Origin of the sequence: Streptomyces sp. NPDC048275 (assembly GCF_040652275.1) — a bacterium.
Lineage (GTDB): Bacteria > Actinomycetota > Actinomycetes > Streptomycetales > Streptomycetaceae > Streptomyces.
In genome coordinates this window covers 41,441-59,379 of record NZ_JBEZLR010000010.1, presented here as the reverse complement: position 1 = coordinate 59,379, position 17,939 = coordinate 41,441, and the positions used below count along the sequence as shown (strand labels likewise).

The following is a 17,939-nucleotide window of genomic DNA, read 5'->3' as shown; positions in this document are numbered from 1 at the left end:
CTGTGGATGCCTGCGAGGCATCCCCGCATGCCGCAGGAGACCCCCGCATGCACAAGCACCACCCGCACGCTGTGCGACTCGCCCTCGCGACGGCCACCGCGGCCGCGCTGACGGGCGGTCTGCTCACGTTCTCGGCCGCGACGGCGACGGCCGCGGACTCCACGACGGTCCCGCAGGCCGACTTCAACGGCGACGGAGTCGGCGACGTGGCCTTCTCGGCCTCCGGCGCCTATGTCAGCGGGCAGAAGACCGCCGGTCAGCTCGTCGTGCTCTACGGGAACGCCACCGGCGTGTCCGCCGCCAAGCGCTCCACGCTCAGCCAGAACACCGCCGGTGTCCCCGGCACCGCCGAGGCCGGGGACGCCTTCGGCGCGGAAACGGCGTACGCCGACTTCAACGGCGACGGTTACGACGACCTCGCCGTGTCTTCCCCGCGCGAGAAGATCGGCACCGACACCGACGCCGGTGGCCTCGCCGTCCTCTGGGGCTCCCCGAGCGGCCTCACCGGCAAGGGGGTGGCCATCGCCGACCCGGCCTCCTCCTCGCACGACCTCTGGGGCAAGAACCTGGCCGCGGGCGACTTCGACGGCGACGGCAAGGCGGACCTGGCCGTCGGAAATACATCGAGCACGATCTACGTCTACAAGGGCGGCATCACCTCCAGCGGTACGGCCGGCCTCGCCCGTACCACGATCAAGCCCCCGATCCAGTCCGGCGGCGACGCCCGCGGCCCGATGAACCTCACCGCCGGTGACATCAACGGCGACGGCCGTACCGACCTGGTGGTCGACGGCTTCGAGACCAAGACCGACTACGGCTGGAACACGAACTACTACGTGCCCGGCACGGCGAACGGCCTGAGCGTCTCCGCCGCGAAGACCCTCAAGACCGGCATCATCACGGCCATCGGCGACATCAACAGCGACGGCTTCGGCGACATCGTCAGCGGCGCGCCCTGGGACAACACCAAGCTCAGCGACGGCACGACCCCTCCGGACTCCGCGTACGGCGGGAAGGTGAACATCACCTACGGCTCCGCGTCCGGCCCCGCCTCGACCGCCGGGATCAGCCAAAACACCGGTAGCGTGCCCGGCACCTCAGAGAAGAACGACAGCTTCGGCTACGAACTGGACCTCGGCGACATCAACGGCGACGGCTACCAGGACCTCGTCGTCAGCACCGCGTACGAGGACCTGAACGGCGTCGCGGACACCGGCATGGTCACCGTCCTGTACGGCTCCGCGAACGGCGTCAACACATCCTCCGGCACCCAGGCCTTCGCCCAGAACACCCCGGGCGTCCCCGGCAACGACGAGAAGTACGACCTCTTCGGTCTGGACACGAAGCTCGACGACGTCAACGGCGACGGCAAGGCCGACCTCCTCGTGGGCTCGAACGAGAACTCCGGCGACGGCACGGTCACCTACCTGCCCTCCAATGGCACGAAGATCACCACAACCGGCTCTCGCGCCATCTGGCCCGCCGACACGGGCGTCTCGACGACGGGTACGCCGTCCTTCGGCGCCAACTTCGCGGACTGAGACCACCTCTCGCACATTTTCCGTACACCTCGCCGGGCCCGTACCCACGGGCCCGGCGTCCCCTTGCCTGCCCCTTCGCCCTCGGAGCCCGCCTTGCGCAAGCGCACCCTCCTGCTGGCCGCGACCCTCACCACCGGCCTGCTCACCACCCTCACCCTGCCCGCCACCACGGCCGCCGCCGCGCCCTCCGGCCTGTCCGACGACTTCAACGGCGACGGCTACCGCGACCTCGCCGTCGGCGACGGTGGCGCCACGGTCGCCGGCAAGAAGCAGGCGGGCGCGATCGTCGTCATCTGGGGCACTGCGACCGGCCTCGCCCCGGCCAAGCGCACGGTCGTCTCGCAGAACACCCCGTACGTCGCGGGCGCAGCGGAGACGAACGACCACTTCGGCACGGACATCACCACGGTGGACCTCAACAAGGACGGCTACGGCGACATCATCGCCACGGCGCCCGGCGAGGACGCCGGCGCCTACAACGGCACGTTCACCGTCCTGTGGGGCTCCAAGTCCGGTCTGACCAGCGGCAGTTCGTACCGCAACCCCAAGCACAAGGACCGCGGCTTCGCCTCCGACATCGCCGTCGGCGACTTCAACGCCGACGGCAAGCAGGACGTTGTCGCCGTCGACGACACCAACATCTGGTACCTGCGCGGCCCGTTCACGAAGTCCGGCTCACGCGGCACGGCCACCGACTTCGACCCCGTCGACGGCGAGAACATCGACCCGGTCCTCGTGGTGTCCGGGAAGGTCACCAAGGACGGGACCGCCGACTTCGCGGTCCTCGGCCGCGACTGGGACACGGACAGCGACCGCGTCTGGTTCTACAAGGGCGGCTCCGGCGGCCCCAAGAAGACGAAGAAGGTGACCCTCCCCGCCTCCGCTGCTCTCACCGAAGCGAGCGCCACCATCGCCGACTTCGACAAGAACGGATACGGCGACCTGGTGGTCGGCAGCCGCCGCGCGGGCAAGGGCGGCGCGGTCCACGTCCTTCCCGGCACCTCCAACGGCCCCAGCGGCTCGGCGAAGAAGTTCACCCAGGCCACGTCCGGCGTCCCCGGCACCCCCGAGTCCGCCGACTACTTCGGCAGCGACGTCTCGGCCGCCGACACCAACGCCGACGGCTACCCCGACCTGGCCGTGGGCGTCTCGGGCGAAGTGATCGGCGACAACTGGTTCCGCATGGGCGGGGTCACCGTCCTGCGCGGCGGCACGTCCGGTCTCACCGGCAAGAACTCCCGCATGTACGACTACGCCACCGCCGGCGTCGAGGGCGAGCCCGGCGAAGAGAACGACGCCTGGTTCGGCGACTCGGTCCTGCTGCGCGACTACACGCGCGACGGCCGCGCCGAACTGGTTGCCGCCTCCTCCCAGAACGGCCGCCTCCACATCCTCCCCGGCAGCGCGTCGGGCCCGACGGGCACCGGCTCCAAGATGCTCACCCTGACGAGTCTTGGCCTGCAGTCCCTCACCAAGTTCTGGGCGGAGCTCGCGGACTGACCGTCCTCCCGGCCCCCTCCCCTCGATCCCCCTACTCCGGAGAATCAGGAAACAGGCAGATGAAGCACGCTCTGCGCACCTCCACGGCCCTCGCCGCCCTGTTCGCGGCGGGCCTCACCCCTCTCACCCTGTCCGCGCCCGCCGCCGCCGCGGCAGCCAAGTACGCCGACGACTTCAACGGCGACGGCTTCAGGGACTACGCCGTCTTCTCGTACGGGAACGACTTCCACAGCAAGGGCGGCGGCGTCCAGGTCACCTTCGGCACCGCCACCGGACCCGGCACGCAGACCCAGTTCATCGACCAGTCGAGCGCGGGCGTCCCGGGCTCCGACGAGACGGACGACCTCTTCGGCGAGGTCCGCACGGCCGCGGACTTCAACCAGGACGGCTACGGCGACCTCGCGGTGGCCGCGACCGGCGAGAACGTCGACGGCCACGCGGACCGAGGCACGGTCACCGTCCTGTGGGGCGGCAAGAAGGGCCTCTCCGGCGGCCTGGCCCTACCGAACAAGGGCCCCAAGACCTCGTACGCCCGCATGGGCTCCGACCTCGCCACCGGCGACTTCACCGGCGACGGCAAGCCGGACCTGGCCCTCGTCAACGCCGGCAAGACCTACGTCTACCGGGGCTCCATCTCCCGCTCCGGCGTCCACGGCTCGGTCACCACCCTCGACAAGGCCTCGTCCAGTTTCTACTCAACGGCCCTGGTCACGGGCCGGGTCAGCGGCGACAAGAAGACCGACCTGATCATCATCGGCGACGTCGTCACCGACTCCTACATCGCCTCGGACGCCTGGTTCGTCAAGGGCGGCAGCGCCAAGCTGTACCCGGGCAAGACCCTGCGCCTGGAGAGCAAGAACGGCAACGGCGGCGAGGCCGACCGGGGCGGCGACGGCGTCGTCGGCGACTTCAACAAGGACGGCTACGGCGACATCGCCATCGGCACGCCGCTGTACGACAAGTACAAGGGCCGCGTCACCGTCTGGTACGGCGGCTCCAGCGGCCCCGGCAAGAGCGCCCGCTTCACCCAGAACACCAGCGGCATCGCGGACACGGCGGAGACGTACGACTCCTTCGGCGACGACCTGGCCACCGGTGACGTCAACGGCGACGGCTATCGCGACCTCGCGATCGGCGCGTACGGCGAGACCATCGGCGGCAAGGAGTACGCGGGCGGTGTCCACGTCCTGTACGGCCGCGCGTCGGGCCTGTCCGCCACGGGTTCGCAGTGGTTCGCGCGCAACACGGCGGGCATCCCGGGTGCCGTGCAGGCCGACGACTACTTCGGCTCGACGGTCCGCCTCCGCGACACGAACCGCGACGGCAAGGCCGACCTGTACGTGGGGGCGTCGTACGGCTCGCTGCTGCTGCGCGGGTCCGCGAAGGGCGTGACGACGACGGGCGTGACGTCCGTGGACACCACGGCGGTCGACGGAATGCTTCAGTAGCGTTCGCCACGCAGGTGACGTACGAGGGCGGCGAGCCCGGTGGCGGTGGTGGTCATCACCGTCCCGGGCTCGTCGCATTCGCGCAGGAGTACGAGGCTCTGGCGGGGAGCGAGTTCGACACAGTCGGCGTCGTCGTCGTGGCCGGAGAACGAGGACTTCTGCCACAGGGGGCTCTGTGCCATGTCGGGGCCTTTCAGAGGTGCTGGGCCAAGCGGTGCATGAAGTCCCTCGACTCGACGATCCCCAGGGCCGACTTCTGCACCTCCAAAGCCCGCCGGTAGCGGTCCAACTGCGCTTCAACATCCAGGTAGTTGCCGCCGTGCGGGGTATCCATCAGTACCGTGTCCAACTACGGGACGGGGCCGCCCAGGATGGTCGGCGCATAGCCGACGCGAAAGTTGTCCACGTCGAACGGCACGACACGTACGGCGACTTGAGGACGCTCGGACTGCTCCACGATGTGAAGCAACTGCCTCTTGGCTTCACCTCTGCCGGCTTTCTTGATCCGTAGCGCCGCCTCGTGGATCACTGCCTCGTACACGAGGTCTTCCCGGTCGAGAATCTCCTGTCGCCGCCGACGGAACCGCACCCGAAACTCGCGCTGCCCTTCGGGCATCCCCCAGGTGCTCCTCGCCATAGGCCGCCCGCAAGTGTTCCTCGGTCTGCAACAACCCGGGAATGAACACCACCTCGTCCGGGCGTACGCCGACGACTGGGGCTGGTTCCAGGTGAACGGCGCGAACGCGGGCGCCGCGGGCAAGTACGTCTGGTGCGAACCGCCCGTAAGGGAGTCCTGGGATTCCCCGTAAGGGATGTCACAGCTCGGACCCAAACCCGGGTCCAAGACCCCAGGTCGGGCACGCTGTCGACCGATACCAGGTACGTTCGATGACGTGGCTGGATTCAGGATTGGACGCAGCCGGGACCACCGTGCCCCGCAAGCGCGACCGCAACAACACCAACCGTACGGACAGCAGGCCCCGCAGGGAGGCCAGCAGCCGTACGGCTATACGCCCGCGCCGCAGCAGCCCTACGGGGGACAGGCTTACGGCGGGCAGCACCAGGGGTGGACCCAGACCGGTGGCGCCGGCGGCCACGGCGAGCCGGAGTACTTCGGCGACGGGCACCCCCAACAGGGGCCCGACCCGTACGCGGCGAACAGCCCCGGTCACACCCAGGCGTTCTCGATCGGCGAGGAACCCTACGACCAGGGCGGGACCTACCACGCGGGCCAGGCCGCTGCCCCGCCGGTCGGCCCCCGGCTGCGCTGGAAGGACCTGCTGAAGGGCATCGTCACCAGCCCCAACCAGACCTTCCTCCAGATGCGGGACTACACGATGTGGGCCCCGGCCCTGATCGTGACGTTCCTCTACGGCCTGCTGGCCGTCTTCGGCTTCGACGGGGCGCGCGAGGACGCGATCAACGCGACCCTCTCGAACGCCATCCCGATCGTCCTGACGACGGCCGTGGCGATCGTCATCAGCACCTTCATCCTGGGCGTGGTCACCCACACCCTGGCCCGCCAGCTCGGCGGCGACGGCGCCTGGCAGCCCACGGTCGGCCTCTCCATGCTGATCATGTCCATCACGGACACCCCGCGCCTGATCGTCGCCATGTTCTTCGGCGGCGACGCCTCCTTCGTCCAGCTCCTCGGCTGGGCGACCTGGGTGGCGGCGGGCGCCCTGCTGACCCTCATGGTCAGCAAGTCCCACGACCTCCCGTGGCCGAAGGCACTGGGCGCGTCGGCGATCCAGCTGATCGCGATCCTGTCGATCATCAAGCTGGGCACGTTCTAGACGACGTACGAAGTACGAAGAAGGAGGGGCTCCCCGCGCCGCACGGCGCGGGGAGCCCCTCCTTTCTCAGTACGTGGCTATTGAACGTCCACGAAGTCGCCGGCCGCGCTGACCGCCGGGGTCGTCGTCGTGCCCGCGAAGCTGTAGCGGAAGTAGCCGTCGGTGGAGGCGGTGACGGTCGTCTTGAGGTTGCCCGTCGAGTTGGACTTGATCGTCTTCACCGTGGTGTAGGTGGTGCTGCCCTTCTTGCGGAACTGCAGCTTCACCGACTGGTTCGCGTAGCCGTGGTACTCGTTGTCCTCCCAGTTGGCCCGGGAGAGCTTGCCGGTGACCGTGATGGTCTTGCCCTTCTTCACCGGCTCCGGCGAGGCGTTGACCGTCAGCTTCGAGTAGCGCTGCACCTTGAACGTGGTGGCCGCGTCCCGGTGGATGTAGTTGTAGTCATTGGCGGAGACCAGCGTGGCGAGGTCCCAGGTGGCCGCCGCGCTGTTGTCGACGAAGCCGGTCGACGCCTGCGGGTCGAACGTCAGCGTGCCCGTGCAGGTCGACGTGGTGGCGCTCGCCTTGACGCACGTGATCTCGCCGTCGTCGTACCAGATCTGCGCGTAGTTCGGCTTCGGACCGAAGGCGCTGATGTACGTGGTCTCGGCGATGCCCGAATCGTCCGACGCGGTCACGGAGACCTTGGCGGACACCACATTGGTGGTACCCACCACGACCGGCTTGCCGCCGTTGACGACGACCTTGTCGATCGTGATGTTGCCCGAACCGCCGTCCTCCGCCTGGGCGGCGGTGGCACCGATTGCGCCGGCGACCAGCGCGACGCTGGTGCCGAGCAGGGCAAGGCGCGCGGTTGTACGCATGAATGTCCCCCCACGGGAGTCTCTGATTGATCAGAGGGAGCGTACGGCGTTGGCCAATGGTTCACCACGTTGTTGTTTCAACGCCTTCACCACCACACGGAGGCACTGGAGGCAGAACACTCCAGGGGAAGTCACCTGCCCCCGTGGATCCGATCCGACTCAGTCGCCGTAGAAGGCATCTTCCTGCTCGGACGCCTCCCAAGGGGCGTACTGCCGCAGCTCACCGCCTCGGATCATCCACAGGCGGAAGAACACCTCCTCCTGATCCATGATCAAGAGCTGTGCGGCATTCGGTTCCCGCCAAGGCGTCCCGGCGAACCGTCGCCTGAGTTCATCGAGGTCCGCATGGTTGAGAGCGCCGGCCCAGACCTCACATTCGGGGTTCTTCCCGCCACCCCATGCGCCATCCGGTCCCGTGATCAGGCGCAGAGAACCGACACCGAGAACGTCCGGTTGCTCACGCCGTGGGGCTTCATCGCGGAGCCAGTCGCTCAGAGCTTCAACGTTCTGCCCGTCTGCGGCGTCGGCAGAGACCATCACGTTGGCCACCCAGCTCACTGCCCCCGCCCCCTCTCAACTCAGAGCGCTTCTTTGTTCTCCTTGGGCGCCTCACCGGACTTGTGCACCGGAGGCAAGACACTCCACGGGAAGTTGATCCAGTCATCCGTCCGCTTCCACACGTACTCGCACTTCACGAGCGAGTGGGACTTCTCATAGATCACGGCGCTGCGGACCTCGGCGACGGTGTCGACGCAGAAGTCGTGCACCAGCTTGAGCGTCTTGCCGGTGTCGGCGACGTCGTCGGTGATCAGGACCTTCTTGTCGGAGAAGTCGATGGCGTTGGGGACGGGAGCGAGCATGACGGGCATTTCCAGGGTGGTGCCCACGCCCGTATAAAACTCGATGTTCACGAGATGGATGTTCTTGCAGTCGAGGGCGTATGCCAGCCCACCGGCGACGAACACGCCTCCGCGGGCGATGCTGAGCACGATGTCGGGCTCGTACCCGTCGTAGGCGATGGTCTGGGCGAGCTCGCGGACCGCGACCCCGAACCGCTCGTAGGTGAGGTTCTCTCGTACGTCGGACATGCTCACAGCCTCACACCTGGGTCCGATGGAAGTTGAGGAAGGACCGGGAGGCGGTCGGCCCCCGCTGGCCCTGGTAGCGGGACCCGTACCGGTCGCTGCCGTACGGGAACTCGGCCGGCGAGCTGAGCCGGAACATGCACAGCTGCCCGATCTTCATGCCCGGCCAGAGCTTGATGGGGAGCGTCGCGAGATTCGACAGCTCGAGGGTGACGTGCCCGGAGAACCCGGGGTCGATGAACCCTGCGGTGGAGTGGGTGACGAGCCCGAGCCGCCCGAGCGAACTCTTCCCTTCGAGCCGCGAGGCGAGATCGTCGGGAAGCGAGACGACCTCGTACGTACTGGCGAGAACGAACTCCCCGGGATGCAGGATGAACGGCTCATCGCCCTCGGGCTCGACGAGCCGAGTGAGATCCGCCTGCTCGATGGCGGGATCGATGTGCGGGTAGCGGTGATTCTCGAACACCCGGAAGTAGCGGTCGAGCCGCACGTCGATGCTCGAGGGCTGCACCATGGATTCGTCGTACGGATCGATACGCACCCGGCCTGCGGCGATCTCGGCCCGGATGTCCTTGTCTGAGAGAAGCACGCCCCGAGGATACGCGGGGACTGTCAGCAATTGAGACAGTCCCCGCGCCTCTCCACTCCCTATACGCCCTGCGGCACTGCCTACCGCTTCTCCAGCGTGACCGGAACGACGTTCCGGAGCCGCATACACCGCGGACACCGGATCAATCGACCAGGGCCGAGCCGCTCGGCCTGCTGCATCGGGAACGAAGCGGTGCTGAACACGTGCCCCTCGGCACAACGGACGACGGTGCGCTCCATCAAGTCCTCAGAGTCCCTTCCCCAAGAGCCGCGTCTGACTGACGACGAACGGCCACATTACGGGACGAAGGGAACGGCCCTCCAGGCGGCACTCCGGCCACGCGCAAACCCTCTTCTCCGCCCCACCGTACGCCCCAACTCCGGTCCCCCGCAGCCTCGTCCATCCCCCGGAACGCACACCGGCCCCGCGGCTTCAGCGCCGGGGGCCGGGCATGAGGTAGAGTGAGCGAGCATTCGACACCGGCCCTCGGGCGGCGTCTTACGCGGGTGTAGTTTAGTGGTAGAACATCAGCTTCCCAAGCTGAGAGTGCGAGTTCGATTCTCGTCACCCGCTCCATGATCAAGGCCCAGGTCAGAGACCTGGGCCTTCTTGCATTCCGCTGCAGCCACTGCTCGTGTGTCAGGCCGGCCCGCACCGCAGATCGGTGGATCACGAAGCTTTCACGTGGGATAGCACGGTCGGGACGGCGGTGTCGTGGTCCGGTGCCGAGGGCGACGAGTCCGCAGGGGTGAGGAGGGCGCGGGCCCGGCGTTCCAGGGGGTCGATGCGCGTGGCGACAGAGGTGATCGCACGTACGGCGATGCCGATGTCACGACCTGGGGCGCGGAGCAGCTGGGAATATCCCACGACCGTCCTCATCGAGGATCCGAACTCGGTGATGTGTGTGGTCCCCGACCGAGTCGACTCCACCATCTCGATGACCTGGTGGAGAAAACTCTCCATGTCCTCGTCGCGTTGGGCCGGCGATCGGTCTTCGATGATATCGAGCGACGCGTGGATACCGGCTTCGATATCCACCATGCGTTCGGCGAACGCCTCGCTGCTCGCCCGGAACGCGGCAGCCGGCTCCGCGACAGCCGTGGAAAACTTTCTGACGAGCGCGAGCCGGGCGCTCGCCGGCAGATTGGCCTCGTTGGCAGAGTTCATCTCGGGGGTGCACTCTTCCGCCACCTCACCGATTCGCAGTACCGCCTCACCCATGGCCTCAACGTCAGCGAGGGCTGATTCCATCTGTTCTTCGGCCTGTGCCAGCCGATCGACGATGCCGGGCACGTCGTTGTCCACGCCGTCCCCGTCGTCCCCGTCGTCGGCCGGAGCAGGACTGGAGGTGGTCGCATCGGCATAGGCCACAGTCCTGAACCCGTGGGTGACGCCTTCGTGGAGGACGCGGCTCAACTGGTCGCGTGCTTCGTGCAGGCTCGAGTCGGTCCGCCGGAAGCGAATGGTCCGCAACTGGGCGATGTCAAACGGCAGATCGCCGTTCTCGCCGATGAGGATCACCGGTTTGCCGCAACCGATGCGGAAGCCCAGTTCGTACATGACGTTGGGATTTCCGCCGCTGACGTCGGCGATCACAATGTCGTCCTCGTGAAGCCGCCGATGGATCTGGTCGGTGATCTCCCCGGTGTCCGCGATGGCGTCGGCACGCAGCGGGACCAACCCGTGGGCCTGGCAGGCGGCACGGATGACCTCGTCGTAGACGCGCAGCGCCCCCTCGTACAGACGGCGCTCCGGGCTTCCATACTCCGCGTGCTTGTCGCCGATGGGGCCGATCACGAAGCAGTTCCAGGTGGGCTGGGACGGATCGTCCGGGGCTGCATGGGTCGTTGTGCTCACTGCCTGTCCTCCTGTTCTTCGGCGTCATGCGTCAGGGTGGCGGACATCTCGGCACCGGCCTCGACGTCCGCCGCATAGACGGGAAGGTTCTCGATGCCCAGAGCGCGCATGAGCGACGCGGTCGGGATGCGGTACTGGTGGCCGATGCGAACCACCCGGCATGGGAAGCGCCCCAGGTGGACAAGCCGGTATGCGGTGGCGGGACAGACTGCGAAGGCACGGGCCGCGGTTCGCAGGTCGACGCTCAGCGGGAGGTCGAACGCCTCGGCGAAAGTGAGTGTTCGGCGGGTGCGGTTCATCGAAGGCTCCCGTAGGGGGCTAGGGACAGGGTGCCGATGCGGCGTCCCGGGCCGGGGCGTCGGGCACGGTGGACGACATGGCGCAGACCCATGCCCTCGGCGAGCGCGCCGAGGCGTTGCCCCTCGATGCGCTGTTTCGATGTGGTGAAGCGGATGGGTGCGGCAAGTCCGCCGGCCCGGTCGGGGGGCGTGATGTGCACGACCCAGGGGGACGGGTGACGATCCTCGTACGGCAGCGCGCGGGGCACCGCAGCTACGTTGGCGAGGTCCGGGACGAGGCGTTCCTGGACCGTGTTGCAGGCGAGGCGCCAGGCGCGACCGGAAGCCGCCCGCATCAGTCGTTCGGCCGCTCCGGGGGCCGGCGGATCGACTTCTCTGATGCCTTCCAGGACACCCTGTACGACCTCGGCTTCGAGATCGGCCCGGTCGGCCGGAAGGCGTGACGAGATCCGCCACACGGCCCGACGAAGTCTGGGGACTGTGCACCACACGAGAATCAGGACCGAGGCGCCGCCCGGGTCCGGATCCGTGACTGCCTCGGCCAGGACATCGCTCCAGATCGCCTGGACCGCCGGCTCATTGCGTGACGGGCTGTGCATCAACGCCCGTGCCTCCCGCAGCATCAGGTCCGTGGGTCCGGTGTCCGTGAGACCGCGAAAGCAGAGGCTGGTCGGCAGGGTTTCGACGTGCGCCTCGATGTTGTCGAACAGACTGGTGTACTTCAGCTGGGTCATGCGTTCCTCCTCGGGCGATCGGCGTCCGACGCGCTGGAGAAGCAGCGGCACGACGCATGCGGGGGCACGTTCTCGGAGGGGACGGGCATGCCCGCAAGGACTTCGGCCGCCGCGTGGATACGGTCGGCGAGCACAGCGAGCCGACTGGTCAGCCTCCGCAGTCGGCCGAGTGCCTGGTACCGGCCGGCCGCCGGGACGCCGGGCGCGACGCGGGACGGGACCTGGCTGCTCCCGGGAGAGGAGCCGTAGATGGTGATGTGGTGTGCCGACACCCCGTGGAGAGCGGTCCCGCACCCCACGTACTGTCCGGTGAGAGACGGGGGTGCGGCCGGGTCCTGGTCGGGTTCGGGCCGGTCCGACGCCGTACTCACGAGGAGTCCGGGCCTCGCTGCGGTGCGCCATGATGGTGGACGTCACGCAGGGTGCTGTCCATGATGGCGATGCCGGACTCCACGTGCTGGACACGGGCCTGAACCGGTCGCGGGCCGGCAGGGCCCACGCCCTCGGTCTCTCCTGTCGGCCTCTTCACAGGTGCTGTCGGGGCGACGGGTCGACGGAGCAGGCCGCCGGAGGGCGACGGTACATACATCCAGGCGCTCTGTGCGAAATCCTTCCCCGTGACTTCGGCCTGTACCTCGGTGAAGCGGGAGGGCGGCACAGCGCAGTAACCGCCGAGGACCACTGCGCGGTGGACAGCGTCGGAGACGATGACGACGAGGGGTGTGCCGTCCTCGCCCGCGTCGGCGAGCCACCTGCGCGCGGCCTCGCAGTCCAGGAGGCGGTGCGTCTCGCTGCGCGGAGCGGCGTTGCCGTCACCGGGCAGTCCCGGAGTTACGGGAACCGGCCCTACGTGGATGCTCATCCGAAGCCTGATGTGCGGGCTGGCTCCGGTGTTGTGCCGATGGAGAAGGGTGTCCAGCACATCCGCGAACGGGCTGATGACAAGCGGAAGCCACGACGGATCGAAACCGAAGGCGAGCCCGTCTCCAGTATCACTCTCGAATTCCCTCCGCATTTCACTCAGGCCGGCGTCTTCCAGGCCGCGGTGGATGATTTCGGTGATGAACCTGCTGAGCGGCGCGTGCTGAATCGATGGTAGGCGGGTCGAATCTTTTGCGTCCACTGCCAGAAGACCGAAGTAGGGCGGCAGCTGACAGCTATCGGTCCTGAATGACCGGGACTGTTCGGACATGCGAATCTCCCCCCAGAAGAATGCCGGGTACTGCGCTCGGGTTCAACGATCGGAAACCAGCGGCAATGCCGTGCGGAAGAATTTCCGCTCCGCACAGTGGCGTCGGTCACCTCCGACTCGGACGCTGTCGATGGATCCGCACCCTCACGCGTCGCTGCGCGCCAGCTCCTTCAGTACGACCTCGTCCGTGATGTGGACCACGGGCCAGCGCGTCGAGATCGCACCGCGACGCCCCAGTTCGGCAACCGCCCCGTACAGCGTCCGGGGCGTCACACCGAGGACATCGGCCAGCACCTTCTGGGGAATCCCGGCCACAAGGGGCACGCCGGCGGTTCGGACCAGGTCGAGCAGTAGCCGACTCAGCCCACTGGCCACGCCGAATCGCCGCAAGCCGGCTCGTACATTGGCCGTCTTGTGCAACTGCTGCGCGTCCAGCAACATCCCGACCAGGACGTCATTGCACCCAAGTCCGGCAAGAAACCGTTCGTGGCCGATGACTTGGACAACCGTGCGGCAGACGGCTGTCACATCCGCGTTTCGCAGCTCACCCGACAACGCCGAGGTCTCCCCCAGAAGCTGGCCTCTGCCGCGGAGTTCCAGGAAGGTACGCGTGCCGTCCGGGTGCGGGTCGGTCGCCAAGGCCCATCCCTCGACGACCCGTAGGACATTTCCCTTCGGGCTCCCTTTCAGGAGCATGGGCTGCCTCGACCGATAGCAAATAGTCTTCCCCTGGGAGAATATGCTCTCCCAGCGCAGATCAGTATCCACCGCATCCCCTCCACAATTTGGCGGTCTCGCCGGCACTGGCGCCTTTTCCTGACTGCCCCGAGAAATAGTGGATGCTCCCACATCTTTGATAACAGGGCGCGCGAGGAGCGAATATAGGCGCATCCGGACACTCATCGAAGATCATGCACTTCCGCACGCCAGTCAAAACGGCGGACTCCAACCTTGTGCGCGGCCCGACCGACTGCCGGATGGTGAACAGCCGAAGCAGCACAGGCATTCGACTGCGAAGAGCTTGCGCCGGTCCGCAGATCACAGAGCCCGCCGCAGGCTCTTCCTGGATAATCGACGTATGGCAACACAGCCCGGTCTCTCTGATCTTCGCCGTGCCAAGTTCGCTCGGCGTGCGCCTGCCGCACTCTCCGAGCTCGTCGGCCCTCAGCACGGCACAGTGACCCTGCCGCTGCATCTGGCGTGGTCGGGGCTGACCACGTTCGATCTCGATCAGCCGCGGCTGCGGATGAGCTACTACCGGATCGTCCTGGCTGAGGGGCTACGCGACGATCTGGTCCGGTATCTCCATCGCGACCTTCTGGTCAGCCTGTGGCCCACACTGCGCACACTGGTCAGCCGTGATGTCCGGGAGGTATGGGAGAGCTCCTTCGACGAGCTGACTCACGGAGCCCAGGCCGCCGCGTGAACCTCACGGATCTGCACCGTCGCTTGCTTGCGGATGTCCTCGACGTGGGCGGTGTCTACCCTCTGGCGCTTACCGGTGGCTATGCGGTCCAAGCACATGGGTTGGTCAACCGGCTCAGCCAGGATCTCGATGTCGCAACCGAGAACCCGGAGCGCATGGAGGATATTGCCACTGCCGTGCGCACCGGCCTGGAAGAGCGTGGATGGCGCGTGAGGGCACTGGAGACAGATCCGCTGTCGGCACGCCTCATCGTCACCGATCCCGCCAGCCGTGAGGAGTGCGAGGTCGACGTCCTCAAGGAGACACTTTGGCGGCCCCCTGTGCACACCGAGCACGGGCTGGTGCTGTCCCTCGAAGATGTCGTCGGCACCAAGGTTCGCGCACTGGCCGACCGGGGACTCGCCAGGGATCTGGTCGACGTACAGGCCGCGGCGGACCGCTGGAGCCACATTGAGCTGGAAAAGCTCGGACGTCGCCACGCCCGTGACTCCTTCGACCTGTGCGAGCTTCAAGCACGATTGGGCGGGGCCGACTGGATCGACGACACGGAGTTTGCCGCCTACGGGCTCGACGAGCCAGCGATCACTGAGCTGCGTCGGTGGGCACAATCGTGGGCCGACGACATCGGTGAACGACTCCAGGAGCTGGAGACTCCACCCGAAGACTGAAGACCTCAAAGGCGCCGCCGGCAATGAAGACGCGCTTGAGCCGATTTCGTGCCCATAGCGTGCCCTTCAGAACGGACAATCACGGTCAACAGCGGTTTCATCAGACCGCCATGTCTGCAGCAGTACAACGAATCAGCGCAGGTCGCAGGGTACGAGGCCGCCCAAGCGCCGTCGCTTCCCAAGCTGAGAGTGCGAGTTCGATTCTCGTCACCCGCTCCATGATGAAACCCCAGGTCAGTGGCCTGGGGTTTGTTTGTTGTCTAAGCCAATTTGGGGGTGGCGTGCCCTAAGTCGAGGCACGGCGGTCACTTATGCGGCGCCACCGAGCCCATCCGAACGACTTGACTCGCCAGCGTCTCAAATAACGAGACGCATTTCATGTGACCGGCGCCACTGTCACGCGGCAAGTCCGCGAAGTCGCTTACGCAAAGCAGTAGTTAACAGCGGCTGCGTGCAGAACACGACGCGCCATGCCCCGACCGGAGCCAAGCGGCCGTACTCACCTCACCGCGTAAGCCCCGAAGCCCGCTCAGAAGCCGCGTTGTCAGTGGTGCTCATTAGGCTCTCGATGTCACCCGACGACAGGAGGCCGCGCATGGCCGGGTTCAAGATCAAGGTGACCGCGGCGACCTCAAGCGCCTTCGGCCCGCCCTCGGTCACTTCCTGTTCGTCGCCGTCCCCGCCCCGCTGCCGCCACGCCTGCCAGGCCGCCTTGAGACCCAGGGCGAGTGGCAGCAGGCCGAGATAGGGGATGACGGCCTCGGGCAGGAAGGTCGCGCCGAAGGCGGTAGCCACCGCGACGGCCAGGATGGCGGCGAATCCGAGGTATTGCCCGAGCACGACGCGGCGAGCCGATCCGTGGTGTCCGGCGCCCTGGGCGAAGAACAGGGAAAGGATCAGGATGTCGTCGATGTTGGTGACGGCAAACAGGCCGACTGCTTGCCCGACGATGCCCAGGTTCACGGACGGGACGACCTCTCCTTCGGCGGCCCGGCGACACTGCCGGCCGCGCAGCACTCCAACGACGCCCGGGGCGTCGGCGGACGAGGTCGGCGATTTCGGGGACCAGGTGGCTGGCCCTCTGACGTTCCCCGCGCTATGCCGCGAACAGCGCGCCGATCTCGCGGGCTGCTTCGCGGGCGGGGCGGCCGACACCGATGAGAGTGGCGGAGGCGGGCCCGGTCCAGTCGCCGTAGCCCAGCAAGTGCAGACGCGGCTCGTCCACCGCGCGGGTGCCGGTGGTGGCGATGTGCCCGCGCCGTCCGCGGAGTTGGAGCGGGGCGAGGTGGGAGAGAGCGGGCCTGAAGCCGGTGCACCAGATGATCGCGTCGGCCTCGGCGCGGGTACCATCGGCCCATTCGACGCCTCCGGGCGCGAGACGGGTGAACATCGGGCTGGCTTTGAGCAGGCCGCGGTCGCGGGCCCGACGGACGGGCGGTACGGCGACGATGTCGCCGAGGGAGGCGACGCCGCCGATGTCGGTGCGTCCTGCGTCGAGGGCGCGGCGGCGGGCGGTGGCAGTGTCGAAGAGGGCGCGGCCGTCGATGTCGTCGGCCAGGTAGCGGGGCGGGCGCTGGGTGACCCAGGTCAGCTCGGTGTCGTCGGCGAGGTCGGCGGCGATCTGGGCGCCGGAGTTGCCGCCGCCGACCACGATCACCCGGCGGCCCGCGAAGTCCTGCGGGCTGTGGTACGCGACGGTGTGCAGCTGTCGGCCACCGAAGTTGCCACGGCCCGGCAGGGCAGGGAGGAAGGGGCGCCACCATGTGCCGGTCGCGCTGATCACGGCGCGGGCGCGCCAGGTCCCGGAGTCGGTCTCCACGCGCAGGAATTGACCGTCGCGGTGGACACCAAGGACGCGTACCGGCCGCTCGACGGGAAGCTCGTACCGCTTCTCGTAGTCGGCGAGGTACTCCACGACGTGCTGCGCGTCGGGGTACTCCTTCCCGGCCTGCGGTGGCATCAGGCGGCCGGGCAGCGAGGAGTAGGCAGCCGGTGAGAACAAGTGCAGGGAATCCCAGGTGTGCTGCCAGGCGCCGCCCGCTGTGGTCAGGGCGTCGAGGATGACGAAGTCCAGGCCCAGGCGGCGCAGGTGGTATCCGGCGGCGAGCCCGGACTGGCCGCCGCCGATCACCACCACCGGGGACGTCCGCGTCACTCGCCGGCTTCCCGCCCGGGCAGGAAGATGAGGGCCACCAGCGCCAGCCCGACGACGGCGCCGATCAGCTGCATGCCGATGAAGCCCGCGAGAGAGCCGGGCGCGATGCCAGCGAAGGTGTCGCTGAAGGTGCGGCCGATGGTCACCGCGGGGTTCGCGAAGGACGTCGACGAGGTGAACCAGTACGCGGCGCCGATGTAGGAGGCGACGGCCACGGGGGCGAAGCGCAGCTGGTCGGTGCGGGCCAGGCCGAAGATCAGCAGGATCAGGCCAGCGGTGGCGACGACCTCGCCGAGCAGCAGGTGCCCGGCGGACCGGTCGTGCGTGGACCACTCCACGAGCGGCTTGCCGAACATCGCGTCCGCCAGGATCGCGCCCGCGATCGCTCCCACAATCTGCGCGGGGACGTAGACAGCCGCCTCGCGGATCGTCACCCCCGCGCCGCCGCGCCTGCCCGTCCACCATTCGGCCAGCGTGACCACGGGGTTGAAGTGCGCGCCGGAGACCGGGCCGAGCAGGAGGATCAGGACGCCGAGGCCGAAGACGGTGGCCAGGGAGTTGGCCAGCAGCTGCACGCCGACGTCCCTGGTCAGCTCGGTGGCCTGGATGCCGGAGCCGATGACGACCGCGACGAGGGCTGCGGTGCCGACGAGTTCGGCGGCTGCCCGGGCGGTCAGTGGCCTGCGCGGCGGGGTGGCGCCCGGGGCGGGCTGCGGCTCGGTGGCAGGTATGGCCGACTCGGCGGCTGACTCGTGCGTGGCGGTCAACAGGACTCCTTGGTGCAGT

General features: G+C 67.8%; 23 protein-coding genes, 1 tRNA gene and 1 pseudogene. 9 read left to right on the top strand and 16 right to left on the bottom strand.

Going from position 1 to position 17,939, the window contains the following annotated elements:
- Positions 1–47 precede the first annotated feature (47 nt).
- The 3 genes from AB0D57_RS09110 (at position 48) to AB0D57_RS09100 (ending at position 4,489) form a co-directional block, all read left to right on the top strand.
- A complete protein-coding gene (locus tag AB0D57_RS09110; RefSeq protein WP_362069128.1) occupies positions 48–1,541 on the top strand; it encodes an FG-GAP and VCBS repeat-containing protein in 1,494 nt (497 codons plus the stop codon).
- 93 nt (positions 1,542–1,634) lie between these two features.
- Positions 1,635–3,041 (top strand): FG-GAP-like repeat-containing protein, encoded by a 1,407-nt coding sequence (locus tag AB0D57_RS09105; protein WP_362069125.1) that lies wholly within the window; start codon positions 1,635–1,637, stop codon positions 3,039–3,041.
- A gap of 59 nt (positions 3,042–3,100) precedes the next feature.
- On the top strand, positions 3,101–4,489 hold the full coding sequence (locus AB0D57_RS09100; protein ID WP_362069122.1) for an FG-GAP repeat protein: 1,389 nt from the start codon (positions 3,101–3,103) through the stop codon (positions 4,487–4,489).
- Here AB0D57_RS09100 and AB0D57_RS09095 read toward each other — a convergent pair.
- From AB0D57_RS09095 to AB0D57_RS09085, 3 genes are read right to left on the bottom strand one after another with little or no spacing between them, the layout of a single operon-like run.
- Positions 4,483–4,671, bottom strand: coding sequence for a DUF397 domain-containing protein (locus AB0D57_RS09095; RefSeq protein WP_362069119.1), 189 nt, complete (start codon positions 4,669–4,671; stop codon positions 4,483–4,485). The two genes, AB0D57_RS09100 and AB0D57_RS09095, sit on opposite strands and share 7 nt — an antisense overlap.
- A gap of 11 nt (positions 4,672–4,682) precedes the next feature.
- Complete coding sequence (locus AB0D57_RS09090) at positions 4,683–4,823, bottom strand: hypothetical protein (RefSeq protein WP_362069116.1); 141 nt, start codon at positions 4,821–4,823, stop codon at positions 4,683–4,685.
- A gap of 15 nt (positions 4,824–4,838) precedes the next feature.
- Positions 4,839–5,105 (bottom strand): Scr1 family TA system antitoxin-like transcriptional regulator, encoded by a 267-nt coding sequence (locus AB0D57_RS09085; protein WP_362069113.1) that lies wholly within the window; start codon positions 5,103–5,105, stop codon positions 4,839–4,841.
- A 7-nt stretch (positions 5,106–5,112) separates the two neighbouring features.
- Between AB0D57_RS09085 and AB0D57_RS09080 the strand changes: the two genes are divergently transcribed.
- Positions 5,113–5,298, top strand: a complete 186-nt coding sequence (locus AB0D57_RS09080) for a hypothetical protein (protein ID WP_362069110.1) — start codon at positions 5,113–5,115, stop codon at positions 5,296–5,298.
- A gap of 3 nt (positions 5,299–5,301) precedes the next feature.
- Positions 5,302–6,285 carry a Yip1 family protein gene (locus AB0D57_RS09075; RefSeq protein ID WP_362069107.1) on the top strand — a complete coding sequence of 328 codons (984 nt, stop codon included), beginning with the start codon at positions 5,302–5,304 and terminating at the stop codon, positions 6,283–6,285.
- A 77-nt stretch (positions 6,286–6,362) separates the two neighbouring features.
- On the opposite strand, the gene AB0D57_RS09070 is transcribed toward AB0D57_RS09075, so the two are convergent.
- The 4 genes from AB0D57_RS09070 to dcd form a co-directional block, all read right to left on the bottom strand.
- Positions 6,363–7,148, bottom strand: coding sequence for a calcium-binding protein (locus AB0D57_RS09070; protein WP_362069104.1), 786 nt, complete (start codon positions 7,146–7,148; stop codon positions 6,363–6,365).
- 159 nt (positions 7,149–7,307) lie between these two features.
- Complete coding sequence (locus tag AB0D57_RS09065; protein ID WP_362069100.1) at positions 7,308–7,697, bottom strand: squamosa promoter-binding protein 15; 390 nt, start codon at positions 7,695–7,697, stop codon at positions 7,308–7,310.
- Between the two features lie 29 nt (positions 7,698–7,726).
- Positions 7,727–8,236: a phosphoribosyltransferase gene (locus tag AB0D57_RS09060; protein ID WP_362069097.1), complete on the bottom strand. Its 510-nt coding sequence runs from the start codon at positions 8,234–8,236 to the stop codon at positions 7,727–7,729.
- 10 nt (positions 8,237–8,246) lie between these two features.
- Positions 8,247–8,822 (bottom strand): dCTP deaminase, encoded by a 576-nt coding sequence (gene dcd, locus AB0D57_RS09055; RefSeq protein ID WP_362069094.1) that lies wholly within the window; start codon positions 8,820–8,822, stop codon positions 8,247–8,249.
- A 502-nt stretch (positions 8,823–9,324) separates the two neighbouring features.
- On the opposite strand from dcd, the gene AB0D57_RS09050 reads away from it, so the two are divergent.
- Positions 9,325–9,398 (top strand) — tRNA-Gly (locus AB0D57_RS09050).
- A gap of 93 nt (positions 9,399–9,491) precedes the next feature.
- Here AB0D57_RS09050 and AB0D57_RS09045 read toward each other — a convergent pair.
- Genes AB0D57_RS09045 through AB0D57_RS09025 form a run of 5 tightly spaced genes read right to left on the bottom strand, consistent with a single transcriptional unit; the run spans position 9,492 to position 12,574 of the window.
- Positions 9,492–10,619, bottom strand: a complete 1,128-nt coding sequence (locus tag AB0D57_RS09045; protein WP_362069091.1) for a hypothetical protein — start codon at positions 10,617–10,619, stop codon at positions 9,492–9,494.
- Positions 10,620–10,675: 56 nt separating this feature from the next.
- On the bottom strand, positions 10,676–10,978 hold the full coding sequence (locus AB0D57_RS09040) for a helix-turn-helix domain-containing protein (RefSeq protein ID WP_362069088.1): 303 nt from the start codon (positions 10,976–10,978) through the stop codon (positions 10,676–10,678).
- Positions 10,975–11,712, bottom strand: coding sequence for a hypothetical protein (locus AB0D57_RS09035; protein WP_362069085.1), 738 nt, complete (start codon positions 11,710–11,712; stop codon positions 10,975–10,977). The genes AB0D57_RS09040 and AB0D57_RS09035 overlap by 4 nt, the downstream gene beginning before the upstream one ends.
- Positions 11,709–12,083, bottom strand: coding sequence for a hypothetical protein (locus AB0D57_RS09030; protein WP_362069082.1), 375 nt, complete (start codon positions 12,081–12,083; stop codon positions 11,709–11,711). The genes AB0D57_RS09035 and AB0D57_RS09030 overlap by 4 nt, the downstream gene beginning before the upstream one ends.
- Positions 12,080–12,574 (bottom strand): hypothetical protein, encoded by a 495-nt coding sequence (locus AB0D57_RS09025; RefSeq protein WP_362069079.1) that lies wholly within the window; start codon positions 12,572–12,574, stop codon positions 12,080–12,082. Before AB0D57_RS09025 ends, AB0D57_RS09030 begins: the two co-directional genes overlap by 4 nt.
- On the opposite strand from AB0D57_RS09025, the gene AB0D57_RS09020 reads away from it, so the two are divergent.
- Positions 12,563–12,811, top strand: a complete 249-nt coding sequence (locus AB0D57_RS09020; protein ID WP_362069076.1) for a hypothetical protein — start codon at positions 12,563–12,565, stop codon at positions 12,809–12,811. The two genes, AB0D57_RS09025 and AB0D57_RS09020, sit on opposite strands and share 12 nt — an antisense overlap.
- Positions 12,812–13,048: 237 nt before the next feature.
- Here AB0D57_RS09020 and AB0D57_RS09015 read toward each other — a convergent pair whose 3' ends face one another.
- Positions 13,049–13,795 carry a Crp/Fnr family transcriptional regulator gene (locus tag AB0D57_RS09015; protein WP_362069329.1) on the bottom strand — a complete coding sequence of 249 codons (747 nt, stop codon included), beginning with the start codon at positions 13,793–13,795 and terminating at the stop codon, positions 13,049–13,051.
- Positions 13,796–13,982: 187 nt separating this feature from the next.
- Here AB0D57_RS09015 and AB0D57_RS09010 point away from each other — a divergent pair, with 187 nt between their 5' ends.
- Together AB0D57_RS09010 and AB0D57_RS09005 are read left to right on the top strand one after the other, a co-directional pair.
- Entirely contained in the window at positions 13,983–14,330 is a 348-nt protein-coding gene (locus AB0D57_RS09010; protein ID WP_362069073.1) for a transcriptional regulator, read from the top strand.
- Positions 14,327–14,998, top strand: a complete 672-nt coding sequence (locus tag AB0D57_RS09005) for a nucleotidyl transferase AbiEii/AbiGii toxin family protein (protein ID WP_362069070.1) — start codon at positions 14,327–14,329, stop codon at positions 14,996–14,998. The genes AB0D57_RS09010 and AB0D57_RS09005 overlap by 4 nt, the downstream gene beginning before the upstream one ends.
- Before the next feature lie 690 nt (positions 14,999–15,688).
- Here AB0D57_RS09005 and AB0D57_RS09000 read toward each other — a convergent pair.
- The 3 genes and pseudogenes from AB0D57_RS09000 to AB0D57_RS08990 all read right to left on the bottom strand — a co-directional run.
- Positions 15,689–15,961, bottom strand: a pseudogene (locus AB0D57_RS09000) (cadmium resistance transporter); the annotation flags it as partial.
- A 133-nt stretch (positions 15,962–16,094) separates the two neighbouring features.
- Positions 16,095–17,153 carry an ArsO family NAD(P)H-dependent flavin-containing monooxygenase gene (locus AB0D57_RS08995; protein ID WP_362069067.1) on the bottom strand — a complete coding sequence of 353 codons (1,059 nt, stop codon included), beginning with the start codon at positions 17,151–17,153 and terminating at the stop codon, positions 16,095–16,097.
- Entirely contained in the window at positions 17,150–17,920 is a 771-nt protein-coding gene (locus AB0D57_RS08990; RefSeq protein ID WP_362069064.1) for an MIP/aquaporin family protein, read from the bottom strand. Before AB0D57_RS08990 ends, AB0D57_RS08995 begins: the two co-directional genes overlap by 4 nt.
- Positions 17,921–17,939: the final 19 nt, after the last annotated feature.